The organism is Oliverpabstia sp., from assembly GCF_022785585.1.
Lineage (GTDB): Bacteria > Bacillota > Clostridia > Lachnospirales > Lachnospiraceae > Oliverpabstia > Oliverpabstia intestinalis.
The window spans coordinates 1-20932 of record NZ_JALFPR010000069.1 but is presented as its reverse complement, the minus strand read 5'-3'; the positions used below and the strand labels follow the sequence as shown (position 1 = coordinate 20932).

The following is a 20932-nucleotide window of genomic DNA, read 5'->3' as shown; positions in this document are numbered from 1 at the left end:
CTCCTACTGAAAACTTTTCTGATTGGTCATCTGTACTTCATCGGTAAACAGATTGATCACCTGTATCTGATCTTCTCCCACCGGAGATACAATATCCGTAAACTGATGACCCTTTCCATATGCAATATAGTCTTCCGCTTTCAGACCTTCTTCCATCCGCATACACTGGATCTGCATACCATGTGTTCTCTGCATACCGGCAATCCGGATCGCTGCTTCACGGTTTCTTTCATTATATAAGACCAGTCGTTTTCCTTCCATCACCGGCACCTGAATATTCTGACGGTTCAGTGCATTCAACACCTGTTCCATTACCAGACAGAAACCGATTGCAGGGGCAGGTCTTCCAAAATGTTCCAGCAGCCTGTTGTACCGTCCACCGGTTACTAACGGCTCACCGGTGCCATAGGTAAATCCCTGGAAGATAATGCCTGTATAATACTGATATTTACTGAGCATGCCAAGGTCGAAAGAAATATATTCTTCACAGCCATAGCAGGAGGCCACCTGATACAGTTCCCGTAACCTGCGGATCGCTGCCAGTGCCTTGGGGTTACCGGTAAGACTTTCTGCTTTTTTCAGTACTTCCGGGCCACCAAAAAGTTGTGGCAGTTCTGTCAGTGCTTCTACCTGTTCTTTGGACAGTCTCTGACTCTCCAGAAGTTCTTCCACACCGAAATAATTCTTGTTGGAGATCAGCTGTCGCAGTTCCTGAATAGTCTCTTCCGACATACCGGAGTCATCAACCAGTGCTTTGAAAAAATCCACCTGACCGATACTTATCTGGAATTCTTTCAATCCTGCTGCCTTTAAGAGTTCTACAGTCATGGCAATGATCTCACCGTCTCCGTCTACCGATGCATCGCCCAAAAGCTCCACACCCATCTGGGTGGATTCTTTCAGTCGTCCCTGATAGCTGGAGCGGTTCACAAAGGTGTTTCCGCTGTAGCAGAGACGAATCGGCATATCTTCCTGATGATAATACATAGAAGCTGCTCTCGCGATGGAAGGTGTAAAGTCCGGACGAAGTACCAGAGTATTACCTTCCCGGTCAAAGAACTTGTAAAGTTCTCTGGATGGTGTGGTTCCCACCTGCTTTCCAAACACATCAAAGAATTCGAAGGTCGGTGTCTCTATGCTCTGATAACCGTATGCATGAAAGATTTTCTCCATTTTTCTCTGAAGATACAGTTTTTTTGCACATTCGGTTCCGTAAACATCCCGGACTCCTTCCGGGGTATGAAATAATTGTCTCATGGTTCTATCCTCTTCTTTAATCTTGTTATGTAACTTCGTAACTGTGCAGTAGCTTTACAGTTAATCTTCATTCACTTTAGTGTGTTAATGTGTTACTATGCTAATACATTATATGTGAAGACAGCACACTTGTCAATCCCTGTCCTGCAAATCTTTCTGGATTCCGTCCAGATACGGCACAAGAATCCCACCGTGGTTCGTAAGAAAATAAGAAGGATTCAGTTCTTCGTAAAGAAAACTTTTTCTTCCACCATTCTGCGCCCGTTCCCAGAACCACCACAGATCTCGAAATGTCAGATAATAGAATTCATTTCTTCCCGAAAAGTAAATCAGCAGGAAAGAAATCCCCTCCTGCTGTTCAAACTCTCTCATAAACCGCACCTGATGCTCATGGATATTGGCAAGGGGAAAGACTGTTTCTTTGCACTCTTTCGCATCGAAGCATACAGGAATCCCCTGCACTGCCCCGATATAATCCACCGTACTTTTCTGTTCAAAATACGCCAGGGTGATCTGTCTGGTATCCTTGGCGATCCTAACCGGCGTGATCGGTGTCGGCACTTTCTGAATCAGTGCCAGCCCCTTTTCACGGTACTGTTCATTGCTCCGGTTGATCAGTTCTTCCAGTGTAGAACCCCTGAGTCCTCTTGAATTCCAGGTTGCCATATTTTCCTCCCATCAGTCCTTTTCGATCACACCGATCTTGTTAAACGGGTAATAACGGAAGATCGCTTTTGCGAGAACTTTTTCTTTTTTCACATAAGTATTTGTCCAGAACCTGGAGTCCTTCGACCAGTTTCGGTTATCTCCCAGCATAAAGTAGCTGTCTTCCGGCACATAATACGGTCCATAATCGCCTTCCGGTGGTTCCGGCAGGTAAGGCTCATCTAACGGTGTTTCAGAATCGTTAATATAAACCTTTCCGTCAATAATCTGCACTTTATCTCCCGGAAGTCCGATTACTCGCTTGATATACAACTGACTCTCATCATCCGGGAACTTAAAGATGGCAATGTCCCCTCTCTGCGGCTCGCCGAATTCATATGACAGCCTGCTTCCAAAGATCCGGTCGCCCGTCATGATCGTATCTTCCATCGATGCCGAAGGAATAACTGCATTGATCAGTACATAATTTTTCATCACCCAGACCGTTACCAGAACAAACACGATCATGATAACGTCTTCCATAAGCTCCCTTTTCAGACTCTTTTTCGGTTTCTTCTTCTCTTTCGTTTCTTCTCCGTCTATTCTCTCTTCTGTCATAATTTACCCTTCTTTCTCTCACCCTCTGTAATCCGTTCCAGTTCATCCGGAAGCGGTGCGGTAAAACATTTTCCCGACAAAGCTTCCAGCGCACCGGACATTCGTGGGAATTCCACCTGCCATGCATGCAGAAACTGACGTTTCAGACCATATTCCTGTTTCAGCCTCCTATTCCAGCGGGCATTCCCGTACTTCGGATCTCCTGCCAGCGGATATCCCAGACTGGCCAGATGACAGCGGATCTGATGAGATTTTCCGGTGATCAGTTCCACCTTTAAAAGCGTTTCCTCTCCATTGCTCCAGACCGGCTCCCAGGCGGTCTCGATCGGAGAACTTTCAGGCACCTGACCAGTGCTCACTTTTACCTGATTGGTTTTTGTATCTTTGCTCAGCCAGGCTTTCTGATGTCCCGGCCTGTCTGCTTTTCCAAGCACCAGCGCCAGATAATATTTTTTCAGCGTTCGCAGTTTCAGTGCTTCCGACAGTGCCTGCAGCCCTGCCAGACTCTTTCCGCACAGCACCAGACCACTGGTATTGCGGTCCAACCGGTTACAGGGTGCCGGATGAAAAGTCTCTAACTCCTGTTCGCTGATTGCTCCCGTCTCCAGCAGATATCGCTGAAAATACTCCACCAGCGACAGATCCGACGGTTTTGCTTTCTGTGACAGTATGCCTGCCGGTTTATTGACTATTGCCACATGGTCATCTTCATAGATCACATCCAGTTTTATGTCAGACGTTTTCCTGCCGGAAACTGCCGGTTTCATCTGTCCCCCACGGAACTTTTCAATCGTCTCCTCCGCCAGATACAGTCGGATGCGGTCTCCCTGCTTCAACATTTCCTTTCCGTCTGCTTTTTTTTCGTTTAACAGAATATTCTTCTTTCGAAGCATTTTATATAAGAATCCGGATCCGGCTTCCGGAAAGTACTTTTTCAGATACTTATCCATCCGCTGGCCGGCTTCATTTTTTCCGATTGTCAGATCTCTCATGTTTTTCCCTTTTACCTTACAAAGAAATCGCCAGGATCGTATGTTTGATCAGCTGATCTCTGGACAGATCCGGATATCGTTCATCCGGCTTAAAAGAAATATTCTGCTCCAGTTCCTGTTTGTGTGCATTCAGATAATCCATCCGTTCCAGATAGGTCTTCAGTTCTTTGAAGACTTTTACTTCTACTTTATAACCGTTCTGTTTCAGGATCCCCCGCACATGATCTTCGATAAACTGTGTGGATCCGTCCATATGGCTGGTATAACCGATCACCTTATTTCCGCAGATTGCAAAGCTTTCCACAAATACACTTTTTTCATAGGTAGTCAGATACGTTTCATAAGTTACTTCCAGATTGCCCTCGTGTTCCCGGATCTTTTTGTATACTTTCTTATCCATCGGTTTCTGCATCCACATCATGATCATATTTACCAGGGCACGGCACGCCGGAAGGCAGCCGACCATAGCAATTACCGTAATAATATTTTTCTTGGTACCTGTAATCAGAAACGCTGCCAGAAATGCTGCCAGAGGAATCAGAAACAGTGCAACTGTAATCAGCAGTCGTTTTTTCTTCTCATATCGAATGTATCCATAATCACCTTTATTTACTTTTTTCATGCTGTATCCTTTCTGTTACCGTTTTTTATGCACGTTACGGATAGTCTTTTTCTTACCCATATGCTGTTTTTGCTGACGGCCGTTCGATTGTTGATTCTGATTTCCTCTTCCATTTTTTCCGTTATTTCCGATATGTCCTTTCTGCGTTTTCAGATTTTCTGCCTTCTGAGTCCTTCTGCCGTCATACGGACGAATCAGACACTTCGGGCCAAATCCGATAAGATCCTGTCTTCCTGCTCTGACCAGTGCTTCTTCCACCAGTTTCCGGTTCTCTGGCCTTCGATACTGAATCAGGGCTCTCTGCATATTTTTCTCGTGGGGATTGACCGGTACATACACTTTTTCCATCGTCCGCGGATCCAGTCCCGTATAATACATACAGGTAGATATTGTCGACGGTGTCGGATAAAAATCCTGTACCTGTTCCGGCATAAATCCCATATCCCGGATATATTCTGCCAGTTCCACTGCCTCTTTCAGTCCACATCCCGGATGAGAAGACATAAAATAAGGCACTGCATACTGTTCTTTGCCACTTTTTTTACAGCAGGCATAATATTGTTTTAAAAATTCCAGGTAAACCTTATGGGACGGTTTTCCCATCTTTTCCAGAACTTTATCGGCCACATGCTCTGGAGCTACCCTCAACTGCCCGCTCACATGGTAATCTGCCAGTTCCTGTAAAAAACGGCTCTTCGTATCTTCCAGCACATAATCAAAGCGGATGCCCGAACGAATAAATACTTTCTTTACTTTCGGAATCTTACGGAGTTTTCGAAGCAGTGCAAGATAATCCGAATGATCCGCGATCAGATTTTTGCAGGGTGTCGGGAACAGACACTGCCGGTTGGTACATGCACCCTTTGTCAGCTGCTTTTTACAGGCCGGCTGTCGAAAATCTGCCGTAGGACCACCCACATCATGAATGTATCCTTTAAAATCAGGATCTTTCGTCATCTCAACAGCTTCTTCTAACAATGATTCATGGCTGCGGACCTGTACGATCCGTCCCTGATGAAAGGTCAGCGCACAGAAATTACAGCCGCCAAAACATCCGCGATTACTGGTAAGACTGAATCTGATCTCCTCAATCGCCGGAATGCCACCTTTCTTCTCATACATCGGATGATAGGTCCGCATAAACGGAAGATGATACACATCATCCATCTCCTGCTCTGTCAGTGGATATGCCGGTGGATTCTGCACCACATAGCCCTGATTGCCATAATCTTCTATCAGAACCTTCGCCTGATATGGATCCGTATTCTGATGCTGGATCCCGAAGCTTCTTGCATACTGTTCTTTCTTCTCTTTTATCTCTTCGAAAGAAGGAAGATACAGCGGTTCCGGTATATGTTCCACACTTTTACAGCGGTATACCGTTCCCCGGATAAAGGTAATATCTTTTACATCCAGCCCGGAAGCCAGCGCATCTGCAATCTCAACGATGGAATGTTCTCCCATTCCATATGAGATCATATCTGCCCCGGAGTCAAGAAGTACACTTCGTTTCACCTGATCGGACCAGTAATCGTAATGTCCCATTCTCCGAAGACTTGCCTCGATACCTCCCAGGATGATTGGTGTTTTTTTATACGTTCTTCGAATCAGATTTCCATAGACGATCACCGCCCGGTCCGGTCGATGTCCCATCTCTCCACCGGGAGAATAGGCATCCTTCTGCCTGTGTTTTTTAGACACTGTATAATGATTAACCATAGAATCCATATTTCCGGCAGATATCAGAAAGCCCAGACGCGGTTCACCAAACACCTGGATGCTTTCCGGATCTTTCCAGTCCGGCTGAGCTATCATTCCCACCGAATAGCCCCTGCTTTCCAGGAGACGGCAGATGATCGCCGCCCCGAAAGAAGAATGATCCACATACGCATCTCCACATACATAGACAAAATCCGGCTGTTCTATTCCTCTCTCCCGGCACTCTTCCATTGTCACCGGCAAAAACTCTCCGCTCATGGCTGCATCCTTTCTCTTGGTATCTCATCATAACTTTCTATGTAGTAATCTGCAAGCTCTTTTTTTTCTTCTCTCTGGCTGGCACTGAACGTATCTTCCACCGCACAGACTCGCATACCGGCATTTTTTCCTGCCAGAATTCCCATAGGAACATCCTCAAAAACCAGACATTCCTCCGGTTTTACCCCCAGTGTCTCTGCCACCAGAAGATAAATATCCGGGGCAGGTTTTCCTTTCGGAACTTCACAGCAGGTATGTACGGATTCCAGGTATTCCTGGATTCCCTGTGCCTTTAAAACCGTCTCTACCAGTTCAATCCCGTTAGAGCTTGCAATCCCCGTCCGGATTCCCTGCTGTCTCAGCCATACCAGAAACTCTCTCGCTCCGGGCTTCAGCGGCACCTTGTTGGTATATTTATCCCTTGCCATATCCATCCAGGTACTCTTAATTTCTTCCAGACTCTCCGGGATAGAAAACCGTTCTTTAAAGTACACAGCTGTCTCCGAGAGGCTCATACCCTCGATGTCTTTTTGCAGTTCGGGCGGCAGTTCATATCCGTACCGTCCCAGATATTCGATATCGATGTCTTCCCACATCCACATGGAATCCACCAGAGTACCATCCAGATCAAACAACACTGCTTTGATATTTTCTAACATATATATTTATCCTTTATCTTTCTGTATCTGTTCCTAGAGCGTGTCTGAAAATCATTTCCGCAATCTGCAAGCCCCACTTTGCGGTATATTTTACCCTTATTCGATTGCCGTAGCCCGCTACGCCGCCCTCATTCGGATAAAATCTCCCACAAACTGGGACTCGCAGCTTACGAAAAGCTTTTTCAGACACGCTCTAGAGCTTTCCGCTCCTCTTCACACAACTCCCGGTAATTGCCTTTCGGCAGATCATCACCGAGCACAAGTGGACCCATAGTCATCCGTTTCAGATAGATCACCTGTTTGTCCCTTGCCTGAAACATCCGTTTCACCTGATGGAAACGCCCTTCCTGTATCGTCAGCAAAATCTCGGAAATATCCGCACTCTTTAAGATCTCAAGTTTTGCCGGAGCTGTCTTTGTCTCATCCCCGATATCTACCCCCTGCAAAAAAGCTCTCTGATCCTCTTCGTCTACCTTTCCGTCGATTCTTGCATAATAGGTCTTGTCCACATGTTTCTTCGGGGATAACAGCCGGTGGGCAAGTTCACCGTCATTCGTTAACAGCAGCAGTCCCTCTGTATCTTTATCCAGTCGTCCCACCGGAAACAGCTCCCTGCGAATATTCTCAGGCAACAGTTCCAGTACTGTTTTATCCCGGTTATCTGTGGTTGCCGACACATAACCGGCCGGTTTATGAAGCAGATAATAACGATATTTTTCATAACGGATTTCTTTTCCTGCCACGCATACACGATCCTGAGCAGTAGTGATCTTCTGTTCCGGTTTTTTTATCTTTTCTCCGTTGATCTCCACCTGCCCTTTGCGGATCATCTGCTTCACCTGACTTCGGGTCCCACAGCCCATATCTGCCAGATATTTATCCAAACGAATGATTTCGCTCATCTCCATCTCCTTATCACTGCCAGCGCCAGCCTGCATAATATTTATTCTTTAGACTTCCGCCGGCAAGTTTTCCCCAGCCAAGCGGATATTCATCTACACAGACTAACTGCCAGCCTTTTCTCTTTTTCAGATCAAGATCCGATACATCCAGCGTTTCCCCTTTCAGATAACGGATCACCCGGGGATCTCCCCGGTTCAGATGAATCCGGTTCTCTCCCTCTCCGTCAAGCACCATCGCCAGTGCCTGAGACGGCTCAAACCGTTTTTTCTTACACTCACCAAGATACAGCCCCGTACGAAGATATCGCAGATTTTCCGGCATACCATCCTTTTTCCCAAGGGCATACAGCCGTTCGTCCCGCAGATAATACTGCCATTCCCTCTTATACATGCCCCAGTTCTCCAGGAATTCTTTTGCTTCTGTGGGGATCACTGAGTTTTTTCCTGTGGCTTTTTTTCGGTTCCGCGGCTCACCCTGTTTTTCCAGCAACGCCAGAAAATGACCTTCCCCGTTCATACGATGCGGAAAGATCCTCACACAGGCTTCCAGACCTCTGCGGCCTTTTTCAAATCCCTCATATGGTGCACAGGGGATCAGTTTCATATCCGGCCGCTGTTCCAGAAGATACTGGATCGTTCCCTCATTTTCCAACTCACTGAACGTACAGGTGGAATAGAGAAGTTTTCCTCCCGGCCGCAGCATATCTGCCGCATCCAGAATAATCTCTCTCTGAAGCTTACTATAATATTCCGGTCCCTGCTGTTCCCAGTCTGCCATCATCCGCGGCTCCTTGCGAAACATTCCTTCCCCGGAACACGGTGCGTCTACCAGAATCTTATCAAAAAACTCCGGCAGTATCTTCGCCAGTTTCTCCGATGTTTCACTGGTTACATAAATATTGGGAATTCCCATCAGTTCCAGATTCTTCAACAGCGCTTTTGCCCTGCTGTTACTGATATCATTAGCAAGAAGCAGTCCTTCCCCGTTCAGTTTTGCACCAAGCTCGGTCGCTTTTCCTCCCGGTGCCGCGCACAGATCCAGCACATAATCACCCGGTTCCGGCGACAGACGGTTGGCAGGTGTCATTGCACTCGGTTCCTGCAGATAATACAATCCCGCATAATAATACGGATCTTTCGCCGGTGTACCGGTCCCGTACGTATATCCGTTGTCGATCCAGGGTATTTTTTTCAACAAGAAAGGTGTACGGGTCAGGAACTCCTCTCCCGTCACCTTTCTTCGGTTCAGACGCAGACCGTTTTCCGGCTGTCTGTCATAGCTTTCTTTAAATGCTTGATATTCATCCCCCAGAAGGATTTCCATCTCCTTCTGGAATTTCTCAGGTAAGTGCATCTGTATTCTTCCTTTTTCTCATAGTAAATGTCATAAAACAATTTCTCTGTTTTACAGGTTCTGATCCCATCCCTCGCTCGTCACCGCCTGGGCACAATACCCTTCCGCAATAATATCAAGTTGTTGATGAAACCGCTTGAGTTGCTGCAGATCGTTGGATGCATAGATCCGGTAAAACTCATCCTGTATCTTCTCCACCTCTCTGCGATTGGACTTCTGATACAAATTCTCAATGTTCTGTAAAATATCCATCACCAGATTACGCTGCATCAGAGAAGAATTCTGTGCATTCATAATTTCATTTCGCACCGAAGACATTTCACCGTCCAGTGCAATAATCGCCTGTGCCGCATTCGCAAGCCGTTCTTTGACATATGGTGGAATATTTGTCTTATATTTATACTGCAGAGAATGCTCGATGGTTGCCCAGAAATTCATTGCCATCGTTCGTATCTGAATCTCTGCCTGGATCTTTTTCGGACCATTTAATGTCTCTACATGATAATAAATAACCAGATGATAGCTTCGGTAACCACTCTCTTTCTGATGTGCAATATAATCTTTGATACATTTGATTTCCATATCGGAACGCCCGGCGATCAGATCCGACACCCTTTGAATATCTTCCACAAACTGACAGATGATCCTGATGCCTGCAATATCTTCTACCTGTTCTTCCATTTCCTCAAACGGAATGTTCTTTCGTTTCATTTTTTCCAGAATACTGGTAATGCTTTTTACACGTCCTGTGACCTGTTCGATGGGAGAATACAATCCCCGTTCCCTGTGTTCCAGGCTCAGATGTTGGAACTTTTCTACCAGTTCTGTAACAGCCTGCTCGTAGGGACTGAGTATTTCACGCCATAATTGTATTTCCATGTTAACCTCTCCTTATTCTGTCGTCATAATCTAGTCTCTTTTGTACATTATAACATACTTTGCCAGTCAGGAAAACACTTCGCTGGTCAGTAACTTTCCTCATCCTATATATCCTATGCTTTTCCCTGCCTTTCCAGAACTGCAATTTTAATGTTTTCCAGAGAAAAAGGCTGCCGCGCCGCGACAGCCCTCTTTTTCACTTTTTCTGTAATTTTCGTAACTGTTCAGTACCTTCACAGTTACGAGCCAGAATGCATTTAAACGATAAAATCACGCTTTGCGAGTTTTTATCGTTATCGCGGCACTCCTCAAGGTTCCGTGCAAGCACGGACTTTGACTCGTTGCTCGCATAAATCACCTTCGGTGATGGCATTTTGGCTTGTATGTCTCGGGATTTTGACATATTCATGTCAAAACACCCCGCGGGACAGTGGCTACTGAATAGTTACTAATTTTCATTTATCTGATCGTATTCATTTTCTCCAGAGTGCGTACCAGATACTTCCACATTTTTTCCGTTGACGGAATGGACAGTTTTTCTTCCGTTGTATGAATATCAATCATGGTCGGTCCGAAAGATACACAGTCCAGACCTGGGATTTTGTCATAAAACAGACCACATTCCAGGCCTGCATGAATCGCTTTCACTACCGGTTTCTCACCAAAAAGTTCTTCATATACATCTACCATCAGATCTCTCATCCTGGAATCTTTCCTGTACTCCCATGCCGGATAATCACCCTGTTCTTCATAAGATCCTCCCAGGAATTCTGTCAGATACTGTAATTTTGCAGACAGATGCTCTTTTGCGCTTCCCACAGAACTTCTCACACTGCTGGTGGAATATAACGCATCTTTTCCCAGTTTCAGGATGCCAAGATTACTGGAGGTTTCTACCAGTCCTTCGATTTCTCCGCTCATCTTCTCAATGCCAAACGGTACATGTACAAGATAAAATACAACTTTTTCTTTACTGACCATAGAAAGTGCCTGCACAGTTTCTTCTTTTCCCGTTGTTACGGAAATAGTGATTCCTTCATCACTTCCTGCATACTCAGTGCGAAGATCTTTCTGCAGTTTTTCAGCTGTGATTTTCGCTTCCGCCAGGTCTTCCTCACCAAGAACCAGTGTTGCCTTACAACTTCTTGTAATTGCATTATCTTTCGTTCCGCCGGACAGATCTTTGATGCTGTATGCAGTCTTCTGTCCCAACTCATACAGGAAAAGACCCATCAGTTTATTGGCATTTGCACGATTTTTATCGATTTCTGCTCCGGAATGTCCACCATTAAGACCATCGATCAGAACTTCAGTTACTACTCCTTCCATTTCCTGATATTCTACAGGGATCCGGCTGGTTCCGCTTAATCCTCCGGCACAGCTGATCCACAGATATCCTTCTTCCTCAGAATCCATGTTGATCATATGTGTTCCTTTCAGTACGGAAGTATCCAGTGCCTTTGCTCCCAGAAGTCCGATTTCTTCGTCTGTGGTAATCACACACTCAAGTGCCGGATGTTTTAATGTATCATCATCCAGAATTGCCAGCATATAGGCAACAGCGATTCCGTCATCACCGCCAAGGGTTGTTCCCTCTGCTGTCAGATAGTCTCCTTCCACTTTCAGTTTCAGACCATCTTTTGTAAAATCATGATCTGAATCCGGTGTCTTTTCTGCAACCATATCACAATGTCCCTGTAAAATAGTAATCGGAGCATCTTCATAACCGGCAGATGCCTCTTTATAGATCACTACATTGTACGCCTCATCCTGATAATATTTCAGATTTCTTTCTTTCGCAAAGGAAACAAGATAATCACTGATTTCTTTCATGTTGGTGGAGCCATGTGGAATCTCACACAATTTTTCAAAAAAATAAAATACTTTTTCCGGTTTTAATCCTTCTAATGCTGTCATTTGCTATAACCTCCTGTAATCTGACGTACTCCGTTCGCATCGTCAGTTTTTGAGCCGCATACCTTACCCTCCGGCCGCAATACATTTATTTTAGAATAAATACATTCAAAAATCAAGGCATATATATAACCAGCCCCATTGAGAGTCACTGTTCGCTCTGTTCCCGGTAACACGCTTTACCCAATGAGCCGTCACTGTAATATCAACTGTAAGGAGATGTCCATGCGTTCTGTAATTCTGTGTATCCTTCTCTTTTTCGTTTTTATTTATCTGCTGTGTTTTCCCCAGGAAGCTTTTCAGTCCTCTGCCTCCGGAGTAACACTCTGGTTTTTTCATGTGCTTCCTTCTCTGCTTCCCTTTATGATTTTCTCGGACTTTTTCATTCATACCGGTCTGGTCTCTGTATTGCTTCGAAAGATCAAAACTGTCTTCCGCTTTTTATTCGGGCTTTCTATGTACGGCTCCTATGCACTCCTGCTTGGCCTTATCTGTGGGTATCCTATGGGCGCAAAACTGACTGCTGATCTGTTCCGTGAGGGAAAAATCACCAAAAGTGAAGCGCAGTACCTGCTGACATTCTGTAATAATCCGGGACCTGTGTTTATCAGCTCCTATATTCTCACAGACACCCTCCATCTTTCTCACGCTTCCGGATATACCTTTTTCATTTTGTATCTTTCTTTATATCTTACTTCGCTGATTTTCCGTCTGATCCTCCGGCCGGACTGTCGTGATGTCACTGTCCCCTCGGATTCTCCGTCGGCACAGACACTCCGCCATTCTCTCAGCCATATGGTCGATGCTTCCATCATGCACGCATTTGAATCTGTCACCAAACTGGGAGGCTATATCATCCTGTTTTCTATTCTGGCATCTCTGGTGGTGCATCTCACTGCTCCCGTGCCTGTACTATCGTTATTTCTCACCGGATTCACGGAAATGACTACCGGAATCGCCCTTGTTGGTGCTTCTTCTATGCACTTGCCCCTCCGTTACCTTCTTTCCCTGACTTTTGCCTCTTTTGGTGGATTGTCCTGTATAGCACAAACAAGGGGAATGCTCTGCGGCACTCCCCTCTCGATTCGTACTTATATTGCAGGAAAAACAGTTCATGGAATCTGTACCCTGCTGGTTGGCTGGCTCTTACTCTTCATCCAGACCTTCCAGTGAAGCATCTGCTTCTGCAGTTTCTTCTGTTTCTGTTGTCTCCGCACCGGATACCTGTGGTGCCAGTTCGGATCTGTTCTGTCTTACTACATCATAGCAACTCTGAATGGATGTAAGATAATTTTTGTACTTTTCTCCTGATTCATTGATTGCAGTAGCAAGAATCTGTTCCATGTTTGCCATCATATCATCGGTATATGAAATAGCACTCAGACGAATATTATTTGCATCCATTGTTGCTTCATCCAGAATCTGCTGTGCCTGTTTGTTTGCATTGGCAATAGTCTCATTTGCCTGTGCATATGCCTGCTGCATTACTTCATGCTGGCTGACCATCTCTTTGGTCTTAGCCTGTGCTTCTGCGATCAGGCTGTCTGCTTTTGCCTGTGCATCAGCCAGTATCGCATCTTTATTGCTGATGATCTTCTGATATCTTTTGATCTCATCCGGTGTTTTCAGACGAAGTTCTCTTAACAGTTCTTCCAGTTCTTCTTTATTGACAACAATCTTTGTTGTAGATAATGGCTGATATTTACAGCTTTCTACAAATTCTTCGATTTCTTCAATAATCTGTTCAATTCTGCTGCTCATCTTTCTTCTCTCCTTATCGATAAGTTCCTGCTTTACTATTTTTTTAATTTTTTATGTACCTCATCCATCACAAATCCAGGTACAAATTTGGAAATATCACCGCCGAACGCTGCCACTTCCTTTACTGTTGTTGAACTGAGATAAGCATATTCCAGACTGGTTGTCAGAAACATTGTATCCACATCCGGTGCCAGCACGCGGTTGGTCTGCGCCATCTGCAGTTCATATTCAAAATCTGTGATTGCCCGAAGGCCACGGATAATCACTTTCGCTTTACACTGTCTGGCAAAATCCACAGACAGTCCACTAAATGCGACGATCTCCACATTTGTCAGATCTTTGGTCGCCTCGTTTAATATTCTAACACGTTCTTCCACAGAAAACAACGGACTTTTTGTAGAATTGTGTAAAACGCCCACAATCACTTTATCAAAAAGCTCTGCGCCCCGTGATATTACATCTAAATGTCCATTTGTAACCGGATCAAACGAACCAGGATAAACAGCAGTTGTCATAATTCTCCTCTTTTTTTCAGAAATACGTGCTGATTTGTCTTGTATTTCTTCACTTTTATGATTTCATAACCAAGTTCCTCCGCCCGCTCCCAGGTAACATCCAGTGACTCCTCGATGATGATCTGTGTATCTTCATCAACAAGAGTAGTTCCCTGTAACGCTTCCAGAACCTGAAATTCCAGTCCTTTTCCATATGGCGGATCCATAAAGATCCAGGAAAAGGCATCCTCTCCATCCAGCTTGTTCACCGCAGACACCGCGTCCGTCACCAACAGAGTAGCATCCTCTTTCAATCTGGTAAATGCCAGATTCTCCCGGATACACTCTGCTGCTTTCCTCTGTTGCTCCACAAACACACACCAGGAGGCACCGCGGCTTAACGCCTCGATACCAATGCCACCGCTTCCCGCAAACAAATCCAGAAATCTGCTGTCTGCTATGGATGGCTGAATCATATTAAATAATGTCTCTTTAATTCGATCGGTAGTCGGTCTGGTGTCCATACCCTCTATGGTTTTAAGACGCAGACTACGTGCTTTTCCCGCAATTACTCTCATATCTTTTATTTTCTTTCTTATCTCTTCTTATCTTGTGACTGTTCAGCGCCCTCGCGGGATACTACCTGCCGAATCGTTACCTTATATCTGGTTTCTCCAGTCAAGGTCGCCTCTGTCAAGTCCCAGAATCAGTGACTCTGCCGTTGCAATATTGGTTGCTACCGGGATATTGTACTGATCACAACAGCTTGCAATCTGGTACACGTTCGGTTCCTTCGGACTTGTCATGTTCGGATTGTGAAATAAAATCACCAGATCCATAGCGTTTCTCTCGATCATCGCCATAAACTGCTTATCTCCGCCCACAGACCCTGCCAGGAACTTATGCACTCTCAGATTAGTAACTTCCTCAATTCGCCGGCCGGTAGTGCCCGTTGCGTATATTTCATGTTTTCCCAAAATCCCTTTATACGCAATACAAAAATCTTCAATCAATGTTTTTTTGCTGTTATGCGCAATAATGCCAATGTTCATCCTCTAACCCGCCCTCTCATCCAAATATAGTTTTATTATATCAAATCACCTGGTTATCTGCAATTGTTTTTGTAAGTTTGTACCAAAAAATCTAAGGTTATCCAGTATTTGCAAAAACTTCTAGTGTTATTTTTTTCTCCTGTCACATACTAACAGCGTAACAACAAGTTACACACACGTAACTGTTTCATACTATCACAGTTACCAAAAAACAAGTCAAGGAGGAAACCAATCATGTCCAAAACTTCTACTAACACAGCAGCAGTACCGGAAGCAAAAGGTGCGTTAGACCGTTTCAAATTTGAAGTAGCAAACGAACTGGGTGTACCCCTTTCTGACGGGTATAACGGAAACCTGACCTCAAAGCAGAACGGATCTGTCGGTGGCTATATGGTCAAGAAAATGATCGAAGCTCAGGAAAAACAGATGAGCCAGGGATCCGGTTATACAGGCGGAAGCATGCAGTAATCGACTGCTGACTTCCTGAACGCACAAAATCTCCCGGGAAAACGCTCTCCCCGGGAGATTTTTCGTTGCATTGTTTTTCAGTCTCTATTATAAGCCAAAACTTCCAGTCTCTTCATTGTTGATCACATAATAAGCTGCATTCTCTTCCGGTTTTACATATACTTTGATGTCCTTTAAGTCTGCTGCTTTTTTACCCATCTCTTTCCAGATCTCTTTTACTTTTGCGGTCAGATCTGCGGATGAGAATTCTTTTCCCGCATACTGCAGATATACTTCTTCTGTCACTACAGCCGCTTTCTTTGTTGTCGTTCTCTTTGCCGGTGTTTTTCTTGCGGTTGTCTTCTTCGCAGGTGCTTTCTTTGCAGTTTCAGTTGTCTTTGCTTCTGCTGCTTTCGCGGTAGTTTTAGCTGCTTTTGCTTCTTCAGCTTTCACTTCGACTTTTGCTGTCTCCGCTTTCACTGTTTTTGTCTCTTCAGCTTTTACTTCCTTTGTTTCAACTGCCGGTTTTGCTGCTTTCGTAACTGTTTTCTTAACTGCCATATTCATAATCCTCCTCAAAATCACACTCAAGTTAACGTTACCGTTTCCTTCGTTACCGGCCATCTGCTTCACAGAATATCTTCTGTAAGTAATAGCCAACTACAGCAGTTAGTTTACCCCATCTTTCCACATTTTGCAAGTTTTTCTTCAAAAACACAGCTTACAGGCCCGGATCTTCTATCTGTCTTCCGGCATATTCTTCCAGTTTTTCTTTCAGCAGACGATGCTGTGGAAGTTCCAGTGTACCATCCAGTGACAGGATATATCCGGCTGCATCACTGGCTTTTTTCAGGATCGATGCATCCCGGAAGATATCAGCGATCTCAAAGTTTAAATCTCCGCTCTGACGTACACCAAACAGATCACCCGGCCCCCGCAGTTTCAGATCTTCCTGCGCAATATAGAAACCATCATTTGACTTATTCAGGATCTGAAGCCTCTTTGATTTTTCCGCCTGATTTTTGCCATGAATAAAAATACAATACGACTGCCACTGTCCACGCCCTACACGGCCGCGCAGCTGATGCAACTGTGCAAGACCAAACCGTTCGGCATTTTCTACCATCATCACCGTGGCATTGGGCACATTGACACCAACTTCCACAACGGTCGTGGAAACCAGCACCTGGATCCTGTTCTCACTGAACGCTTCCATGATCTCATTCTTTTCTTTCGGTTTCATCTTTCCGTGAAGAATCCCAACAGTGACAGAAGATGAAAGTTCATGGCGCAGCCGTTCGGCATAATCGATGACGTTTTCTCCGTCCATTCCCTCACTCTCTTCCACCATCGGACAGATCACATAAACCTGATGACCTTCCTGCACCTGTTTTTCGATAAAGCGGTAAGCCTTGTTCCGATAATTCGTGTCCACAACACAATTTTTTATTGGCAGTCTCTGCGCAGGCAGTTCATCGATGATTGAGATATCCAGATCTCCATAAAGAATAATGCCGAGAGTTCGTGGAATCGGAGTAGCACTCATAACCAGAATATTCGGTTTATGTCCTTTGGATGAAAATTCTTCTCTCTGACGTACACCAAATCGATGCTGTTCATCCGTGATAACCAGACCCAGACTTTCATATGTGACCTTTTCCTGAATCAACGCATGTGTTCCTACAATCATCCTTGTCGCTCCGGATGCGATTGCTTCATAGATCTGACGCTTTTCTTTTGCTGTATTGGATCCTGTCAGAAGCACCGGCCGATATTGTTCCAGCAGCTCATTTTCTTCCAGAAGCTTTGTCAGAGCTTCATAATGCTGTCTGGCGAGCACTTCTGTGGGGACCATGATGGCGCTCTGATAGCCGTTTTCTGCTGTCATGATCATCGCAAGGAATGCCACGATAGTCTTACCGCTGCCCACGTCTCCCTGTACCAGACGGGTCATCAGTTTTTCCCCCCGCAGATCCTGTTCAATCTCATACCAGACATTCTTCTGTGCCCCGGTCAGCTGATATGGCAGATTTTCCATCACTTCCTCCGTCTTCCAGACTTCTTTCATCCGGTAATGGTTTTTATCCGCTGCGTTCTGTTCCTTTAGCTGTTTCAGACCCATAATAAAAAGTAAAAACTCATCAAATGCCAGTCGTTTTCTCGCTTCCAGATACTGTTCCTGACCGGATGGAAAATGAATCTGTACCGCCGCAAAATTATATTCTGCCAGTTCATACTCCAGACGAATCTCCTCCGGCAGATAATCCTGTGACAGATCCAGCTGTTCCAGAGCAGCCCTTACCATTTTTGTTACCATATTGTTGCTGAGACCTGCGGTAAGTGCATATTTGGGTTGCATACTGTTCAGTTTTTCTTCATACGCCGCCGGTGTGCAGACCTCAGGTTGTTCCATCACAGACAGATTTCCCTTTTTACTGATTTTTCCGCGAAAAACAAAAGTCATGCCCCGCCGCAGCTGATTACGAAGATAGGGCTGATTAAACCAGGTCACCCTGCATCGCCCGGTTGCATCGGCAATGGTTCCGGAGATTACAGTCAGATTCCGCACTTTTTTCATATCCAGCGATGATGTCAGTGTTGCTAGCACTGCACCAGTCTCCTGATCATTCAGGCTCTCCACGGTCACCGGCTCACGGTAAATATCATAATCTCTTGGATAATATCGGAGAAGTTGCCCCACCGTAGAAATCCCCACTTTCTGAAATAATTTCTCTGTCTTTTCTCCCACACCTTTCAGTGTTCGGATAGATTCCTTTTCTTTCATCCTTCCTTCTCACCTCTCCGCAGATCCAATATTCCTGTTTTCTTCCCGATCAGATTTTTCTTTTCTTTCTCTGCTGACAGAAAAAGATGCTGAACCCTTAATACTGTCCAGCATCTTTTTCTATTTTCACCCTGTCTCACCGTCAGAACTTTGAACAGACATCCTTTTCAAACGTTCCATAAAACCGGACGGTTTTTATTCTACAGAAATAATACAGTAGTAGATTGGCTGACCTCCGCAATTTACTTCCACATCACAGTAATCATACTGTTCTTCCAGTTCTCCTGCCAGTTTCTCTGCCTCTTCTTCTGTAAAACCTTCTCCGTAATAGATGCTGATCAGTTCCGTCTCATCATCCACCATCTGTTCTACAGTTTCTTTTGCTACTGCTGCCACTTCTTTTCCGACAGCCAGCATACCATGATCTCCGATACCCATGATATCACCTTCATGGATCTCTTTATCATCAATATGAGTATCTCTTACCGCATATGTGATCTGACCGGTCTTTACGCGGGTAATTTCTTCTGTCATATCTTTTTCATTGTCTTCCACAGATTTTTCCGGTACATAATTGATCACTGCTGTAATACCCTGTGGTACAGTCTTGGTAGGAATAACAATGATATCTTTGTCTTTCGTCAGTGCTTTTGCCTGATTTGCTGCCAGAATAATATTTTTATTATTTGGCAGGATAAAGATATGCTCTGCATTCACTTTACTGATCGCATTCAGCATGTCTTCCGTACTCGGATTCATCGTCTGTCCACCCTCGATCAGGTAATCCACACCAAGATCACGGAAAATCTGTCCGAAACCTTCGCCAATGGACACAGAAATAAATCCTACTTCTTTCTTCGGTGCTTTTGCTGCCTCTTCTGCCTGCTGTGCAGCAATTTTTTCCGCATCTTTAATCAGTTTTTCCTGATGTTCTTCACGCATGTTATCGATCTTGATTCTGGACAGAGAACCATAGGTAAGAGCACGCTGGATCGCCAGTCCCGGATCATTGGTATGTACGTGAATCTTAACCACTTCATCGTCAGCCACGCACACGATAGAATCACCCAGAGAGCTGAGATATGCCTTAAAGTCCACCTCATCTTCTGCAGTAAATTCTTTATTTAATACAATGATAAATTCCGTACAGTATCCAAACTTGATATCTGCTTCTGCCTGCGGAGTAATTTTTACAACTTTTGCACTTTCTCCTCCGTCAAAAGTCAGATCCACTTCTTTTCCCATAAACGCGTCAAAGGCACCTTCCAGGACAACCATCAGACCCTGTCCGCCAGAATCCACAACACCTGCTTCTTTCAGTACCGGCAGCATATCCGGAGTTTTAGCAAGAACTCTGCGTCCTTCTTCCAGTACATCTTCCAGGAATGTCTGCAGATCTTCCGCATCCTCAGCCAGTTCCAGTGCCTTGTCTGCAACACCTCTTGCTACAGTAAGGATTGTTCCTTCTTTTGGTTTCATAACTGCCTTGTATGCAGTCTCCACGCCTTTATCTACGGCACGTGCCAGTGCCACAGCATCCAGTTCCTCCAGATCACGGATTCCTTTGGTAAATCCACGAAGAAGCTGAGAAAGAATAACACCGGAGTTTCCTCTTGCACCACGTAAAGATCCTGAGGAAATAGCCTTTGCCAGGGATGTCATCTGTACATCTTCCAGATTATTGACTTCTTTTACCGCTGACATGATCGTCAGAGTCATGTTGGTTCCAGTATCACCATCCGGTACCGGAAACACGTTTAACTCATTGATCCACTCTTTTTTCACTTCCAGATTCTTAGCTCCTGCCAGAAACATCCTGGCAAGCAGTTTGGCATCTATTGTATTCATCGCTTTCTAAAGCTCCTCCTTCATTAATCAATTACGCGAACGCCTTCTACCAGAATATTGATGTTTTCCACTTCAATACCGGTAAACGCTTCCACTTTATATTTTACATTGGCAATCAGGTTGTCAGAAACCGCACGGATACTTACTCCGTAAGCTACAATGACATGGAAATCCAGGGAAATCTTATTTTCATTTAATGTAACATTGATTCCATGTTTCAGACTGTCTTTCTTCAAGAGTTTTACCAGACCGTCTTTCATATTTACTGCAGCCATACCTACAATACCAAAACACTCCACAGCCACACTGCCTGCATAAGTGGCGATCACATCTGTGTTGATGGTAATTTCTCCCATTCCCGTGTTCATACGCCCTTTCATAGGTCAACCTCCATTCCCGGTTATTGTTCTGTCCGTCTTCTTCATTCCCCGGTTCCTCCCGGTATTGCTGTGCTGACGTATTTTATTTGTTTACAATAACCTGCTCTTTTCTCATTTTATAGCGCTGCTGTTCACTCCGTTCTCAACAACTTTATAACTCATTTTGGGGTGGAAATTCCCTCGCTGATGAATTATACTGTATGTATTATAACCTGTTTTTGTAGAAAAAGAAATATAATTTTTGAAAAATTTATATTTTTGCTTGCAAAATGATAATTCTTCTGTTAGAATATCTAGTGTTGCGAATCTATGATTACGAACGATTACGATAAATAGTGTTAAGGAG

At 44.7% G+C, this 20932-nt stretch carries 23 protein-coding genes and 1 pseudogene; 3 read left to right on the top strand and 21 right to left on the bottom strand.

The genetic code is table 11. The annotated features are described in order from the left end of the window. Window positions 1-3: 3 nt before the first annotated feature. From hisZ to MSA64_RS11965, 8 genes and pseudogenes are all read right to left on the bottom strand, one after another. On the bottom strand, window positions 4-1257 hold the full coding sequence (gene hisZ / locus MSA64_RS04415) for an ATP phosphoribosyltransferase regulatory subunit (protein ID WP_022171772.1): 1254 nt from the start codon (window positions 1255-1257) through the stop codon (window positions 4-6). Window positions 1258-1389: 132 nt separating this feature from the next. Continuing rightward, window positions 1390-1923, bottom strand: coding sequence for a Holliday junction resolvase RecU (locus MSA64_RS04410; RefSeq protein ID WP_022171771.1), 534 nt, complete (start codon window positions 1921-1923; stop codon window positions 1390-1392). 12 nt (window positions 1924-1935) lie between these two features. Continuing rightward, on the bottom strand, window positions 1936-2520 hold the full coding sequence (lepB, locus tag MSA64_RS04405; RefSeq protein WP_022171770.1) for a signal peptidase I: 585 nt from the start codon (window positions 2518-2520) through the stop codon (window positions 1936-1938). Beyond that, window positions 2517-3512, bottom strand: a complete 996-nt coding sequence (locus MSA64_RS04400) for an RluA family pseudouridine synthase (protein WP_287890730.1) — start codon at window positions 3510-3512, stop codon at window positions 2517-2519. The genes lepB and MSA64_RS04400 overlap by 4 nt, the downstream gene beginning before the upstream one ends. A 16-nt stretch (window positions 3513-3528) precedes the next feature. Further along, window positions 3529-4134: a hypothetical protein gene (locus MSA64_RS04395; RefSeq protein WP_118316004.1), complete on the bottom strand. Its 606-nt coding sequence runs from the start codon at window positions 4132-4134 to the stop codon at window positions 3529-3531. A gap of 15 nt (window positions 4135-4149) precedes the next feature. Further along, the gene (locus tag MSA64_RS04390) at window positions 4150-6111 is read right to left on the bottom strand and encodes a YgiQ family radical SAM protein (RefSeq protein ID WP_287890728.1); all 1962 of its coding nucleotides are present in this window, start codon (window positions 6109-6111) and stop codon (window positions 4150-4152) included. Next, on the bottom strand, window positions 6108-6770 hold the full coding sequence (locus MSA64_RS04385; protein ID WP_106492549.1) for an HAD family hydrolase: 663 nt from the start codon (window positions 6768-6770) through the stop codon (window positions 6108-6110). Before MSA64_RS04385 ends, MSA64_RS04390 begins: the two co-directional genes overlap by 4 nt. 13 nt (window positions 6771-6783) lie before the next feature. Further along, window positions 6784-6891 (bottom strand): annotated as a pseudogene (locus tag MSA64_RS11965) (DUF6783 domain-containing protein); the annotation flags it as partial. Between MSA64_RS11965 and MSA64_RS11960 the strand changes: the two are divergent. After that, window positions 6856-7044, top strand: a complete 189-nt coding sequence (locus MSA64_RS11960; protein WP_321068313.1) for a DUF6783 domain-containing protein — start codon at window positions 6856-6858, stop codon at window positions 7042-7044. The pseudogene MSA64_RS11965 and the gene MSA64_RS11960 sit on opposite strands and share 36 nt — an antisense overlap. On the opposite strand, the gene MSA64_RS04380 is transcribed toward MSA64_RS11960, so the two are convergent. From MSA64_RS04380 to MSA64_RS04365, 4 genes are all read right to left on the bottom strand, one after another. Further along, a complete protein-coding gene (locus tag MSA64_RS04380; RefSeq protein ID WP_287890725.1) occupies window positions 6953-7672 on the bottom strand; it encodes a pseudouridine synthase in 720 nt (239 codons plus the stop codon). The genes MSA64_RS11960 and MSA64_RS04380 overlap by 92 nt on opposite strands. 13 nt (window positions 7673-7685) lie before the next feature. Continuing rightward, complete coding sequence (locus tag MSA64_RS04375) at window positions 7686-9026, bottom strand: RsmF rRNA methyltransferase first C-terminal domain-containing protein (RefSeq protein WP_154432116.1); 1341 nt, start codon at window positions 9024-9026, stop codon at window positions 7686-7688. A gap of 51 nt (window positions 9027-9077) precedes the next feature. Next, window positions 9078-9905, bottom strand: a complete 828-nt coding sequence (locus MSA64_RS04370; RefSeq protein ID WP_022171763.1) for a GTP pyrophosphokinase — start codon at window positions 9903-9905, stop codon at window positions 9078-9080. 459 nt (window positions 9906-10364) lie between these two features. Further along, window positions 10365-11822 (bottom strand): aminoacyl-histidine dipeptidase, encoded by a 1458-nt coding sequence (locus tag MSA64_RS04365; protein WP_277663483.1) that lies wholly within the window; start codon window positions 11820-11822, stop codon window positions 10365-10367. A 222-nt stretch (window positions 11823-12044) separates the two neighbouring features. Between MSA64_RS04365 and MSA64_RS04360 the strand changes: the two genes are divergently transcribed. Further along, complete coding sequence (locus tag MSA64_RS04360) at window positions 12045-12992, top strand: sporulation protein (protein WP_154432118.1); 948 nt, start codon at window positions 12045-12047, stop codon at window positions 12990-12992. On the opposite strand, the gene MSA64_RS04355 is transcribed toward MSA64_RS04360, so the two are convergent. From MSA64_RS04355 to MSA64_RS04340, 4 genes are read right to left on the bottom strand one after another with little or no spacing between them, the layout of a single operon-like run. After that, window positions 12966-13580 carry a hypothetical protein gene (locus tag MSA64_RS04355; protein WP_022171758.1) on the bottom strand — a complete coding sequence of 205 codons (615 nt, stop codon included), beginning with the start codon at window positions 13578-13580 and terminating at the stop codon, window positions 12966-12968. The genes MSA64_RS04360 and MSA64_RS04355 overlap by 27 nt on opposite strands. Window positions 13581-13615: 35 nt before the next feature. Beyond that, window positions 13616-14095: a pantetheine-phosphate adenylyltransferase gene (gene coaD / locus MSA64_RS04350; protein WP_118315998.1), complete on the bottom strand. Its 480-nt coding sequence runs from the start codon at window positions 14093-14095 to the stop codon at window positions 13616-13618. Further along, entirely contained in the window at window positions 14092-14673 is a 582-nt protein-coding gene (gene rsmD / locus MSA64_RS04345; RefSeq protein WP_277663489.1) for a 16S rRNA (guanine(966)-N(2))-methyltransferase RsmD, read from the bottom strand. The genes coaD and rsmD overlap by 4 nt, the downstream gene beginning before the upstream one ends. 60 nt (window positions 14674-14733) lie before the next feature. Beyond that, window positions 14734-15126, bottom strand: a complete 393-nt coding sequence (locus MSA64_RS04340; RefSeq protein ID WP_022171755.1) for a methylglyoxal synthase — start codon at window positions 15124-15126, stop codon at window positions 14734-14736. 234 nt (window positions 15127-15360) lie between these two features. Here MSA64_RS04340 and MSA64_RS04335 point away from each other — a divergent pair, with 234 nt between their 5' ends. Next, window positions 15361-15594, top strand: coding sequence for an alpha/beta-type small acid-soluble spore protein (locus tag MSA64_RS04335; RefSeq protein WP_022171754.1), 234 nt, complete (start codon window positions 15361-15363; stop codon window positions 15592-15594). Between the two features lie 87 nt (window positions 15595-15681). Here MSA64_RS04335 and MSA64_RS04330 read toward each other — a convergent pair whose 3' ends face one another. The 5 genes from MSA64_RS04330 to MSA64_RS04310 all read right to left on the bottom strand — a co-directional run. Then, window positions 15682-16134 (bottom strand): DUF6465 family protein, encoded by a 453-nt coding sequence (locus MSA64_RS04330; RefSeq protein ID WP_235904471.1) that lies wholly within the window; start codon window positions 16132-16134, stop codon window positions 15682-15684. Window positions 16135-16294: 160 nt separating this feature from the next. Next, window positions 16295-18358 (bottom strand): ATP-dependent DNA helicase RecG, encoded by a 2064-nt coding sequence (gene recG, locus MSA64_RS04325; RefSeq protein WP_154432120.1) that lies wholly within the window; start codon window positions 18356-18358, stop codon window positions 16295-16297. Between the two features lie 195 nt (window positions 18359-18553). Beyond that, window positions 18554-20206, bottom strand: coding sequence for a DAK2 domain-containing protein (locus tag MSA64_RS04320; RefSeq protein WP_117524583.1), 1653 nt, complete (start codon window positions 20204-20206; stop codon window positions 18554-18556). A gap of 23 nt (window positions 20207-20229) precedes the next feature. Next, window positions 20230-20586, bottom strand: coding sequence for an Asp23/Gls24 family envelope stress response protein (locus MSA64_RS04315; RefSeq protein WP_022171750.1), 357 nt, complete (start codon window positions 20584-20586; stop codon window positions 20230-20232). A 111-nt stretch (window positions 20587-20697) separates the two neighbouring features. Continuing rightward, window positions 20698-20932 (bottom strand): hypothetical protein (locus MSA64_RS04310; RefSeq protein WP_287890718.1); only part of this gene is annotated, 235 nt, incomplete at its 5' end.

Bases quoted from the DNA above. Each gene is read 5' to 3' on its own strand.
- hisZ (WP_022171772.1), bottom strand. From the start codon at position 1,257: ATGAGACAATTATTTCATACCCCGGAAGGAGTCCGGGATGTTTACGGA.
- MSA64_RS04410 (WP_022171771.1), bottom strand. From the start codon at position 1,923: ATGGCAACCTGGAATTCAAGAGGACTCAGGGGTTCTACACTGGAAGAA.
- lepB (WP_022171770.1), bottom strand. From the start codon at position 2,520: ATGACAGAAGAGAGAATAGACGGAGAAGAAACGAAAGAGAAGAAGAAA.
- MSA64_RS04400 (WP_287890730.1), bottom strand. From the start codon at position 3,512: ATGAGAGATCTGACAATCGGAAAAAATGAAGCCGGCCAGCGGATGGAT.
- MSA64_RS04395 (WP_118316004.1), bottom strand. From the start codon at position 4,134: ATGAAAAAAGTAAATAAAGGTGATTATGGATACATTCGATATGAGAAG.
- MSA64_RS04390 (WP_287890728.1), bottom strand. From the start codon at position 6,111: ATGAGCGGAGAGTTTTTGCCGGTGACAATGGAAGAGTGCCGGGAGAGA.
- MSA64_RS04385 (WP_106492549.1), bottom strand. From the start codon at position 6,770: ATGTTAGAAAATATCAAAGCAGTGTTGTTTGATCTGGATGGTACTCTG.
- MSA64_RS04380 (WP_287890725.1), bottom strand. From the start codon at position 7,672: ATGAGCGAAATCATTCGTTTGGATAAATATCTGGCAGATATGGGCTGT.
- MSA64_RS04375 (WP_154432116.1), bottom strand. From the start codon at position 9,026: ATGCACTTACCTGAGAAATTCCAGAAGGAGATGGAAATCCTTCTGGGG.
- MSA64_RS04370 (WP_022171763.1), bottom strand. From the start codon at position 9,905: ATGGAAATACAATTATGGCGTGAAATACTCAGTCCCTACGAGCAGGCT.
- MSA64_RS04365 (WP_277663483.1), bottom strand. From the start codon at position 11,822: ATGACAGCATTAGAAGGATTAAAACCGGAAAAAGTATTTTATTTTTTT.
- MSA64_RS04360 (WP_154432118.1), top strand. From the start codon at position 12,045: ATGCGTTCTGTAATTCTGTGTATCCTTCTCTTTTTCGTTTTTATTTAT.
- MSA64_RS04355 (WP_022171758.1), bottom strand. From the start codon at position 13,580: ATGAGCAGCAGAATTGAACAGATTATTGAAGAAATCGAAGAATTTGTA.
- coaD (WP_118315998.1), bottom strand. From the start codon at position 14,095: ATGACAACTGCTGTTTATCCTGGTTCGTTTGATCCGGTTACAAATGGA.
- MSA64_RS04340 (WP_022171755.1), bottom strand. From the start codon at position 15,126: ATGAACATTGGCATTATTGCGCATAACAGCAAAAAAACATTGATTGAA.
- MSA64_RS04335 (WP_022171754.1), top strand. From the start codon at position 15,361: ATGTCCAAAACTTCTACTAACACAGCAGCAGTACCGGAAGCAAAAGGT.
- MSA64_RS04330 (WP_235904471.1), bottom strand. From the start codon at position 16,134: ATGGCAGTTAAGAAAACAGTTACGAAAGCAGCAAAACCGGCAGTTGAA.
- recG (WP_154432120.1), bottom strand. From the start codon at position 18,358: ATGAAAGAAAAGGAATCTATCCGAACACTGAAAGGTGTGGGAGAAAAG.
- MSA64_RS04320 (WP_117524583.1), bottom strand. From the start codon at position 20,206: ATGAATACAATAGATGCCAAACTGCTTGCCAGGATGTTTCTGGCAGGA.
- MSA64_RS04315 (WP_022171750.1), bottom strand. From the start codon at position 20,586: ATGAAAGGGCGTATGAACACGGGAATGGGAGAAATTACCATCAACACA.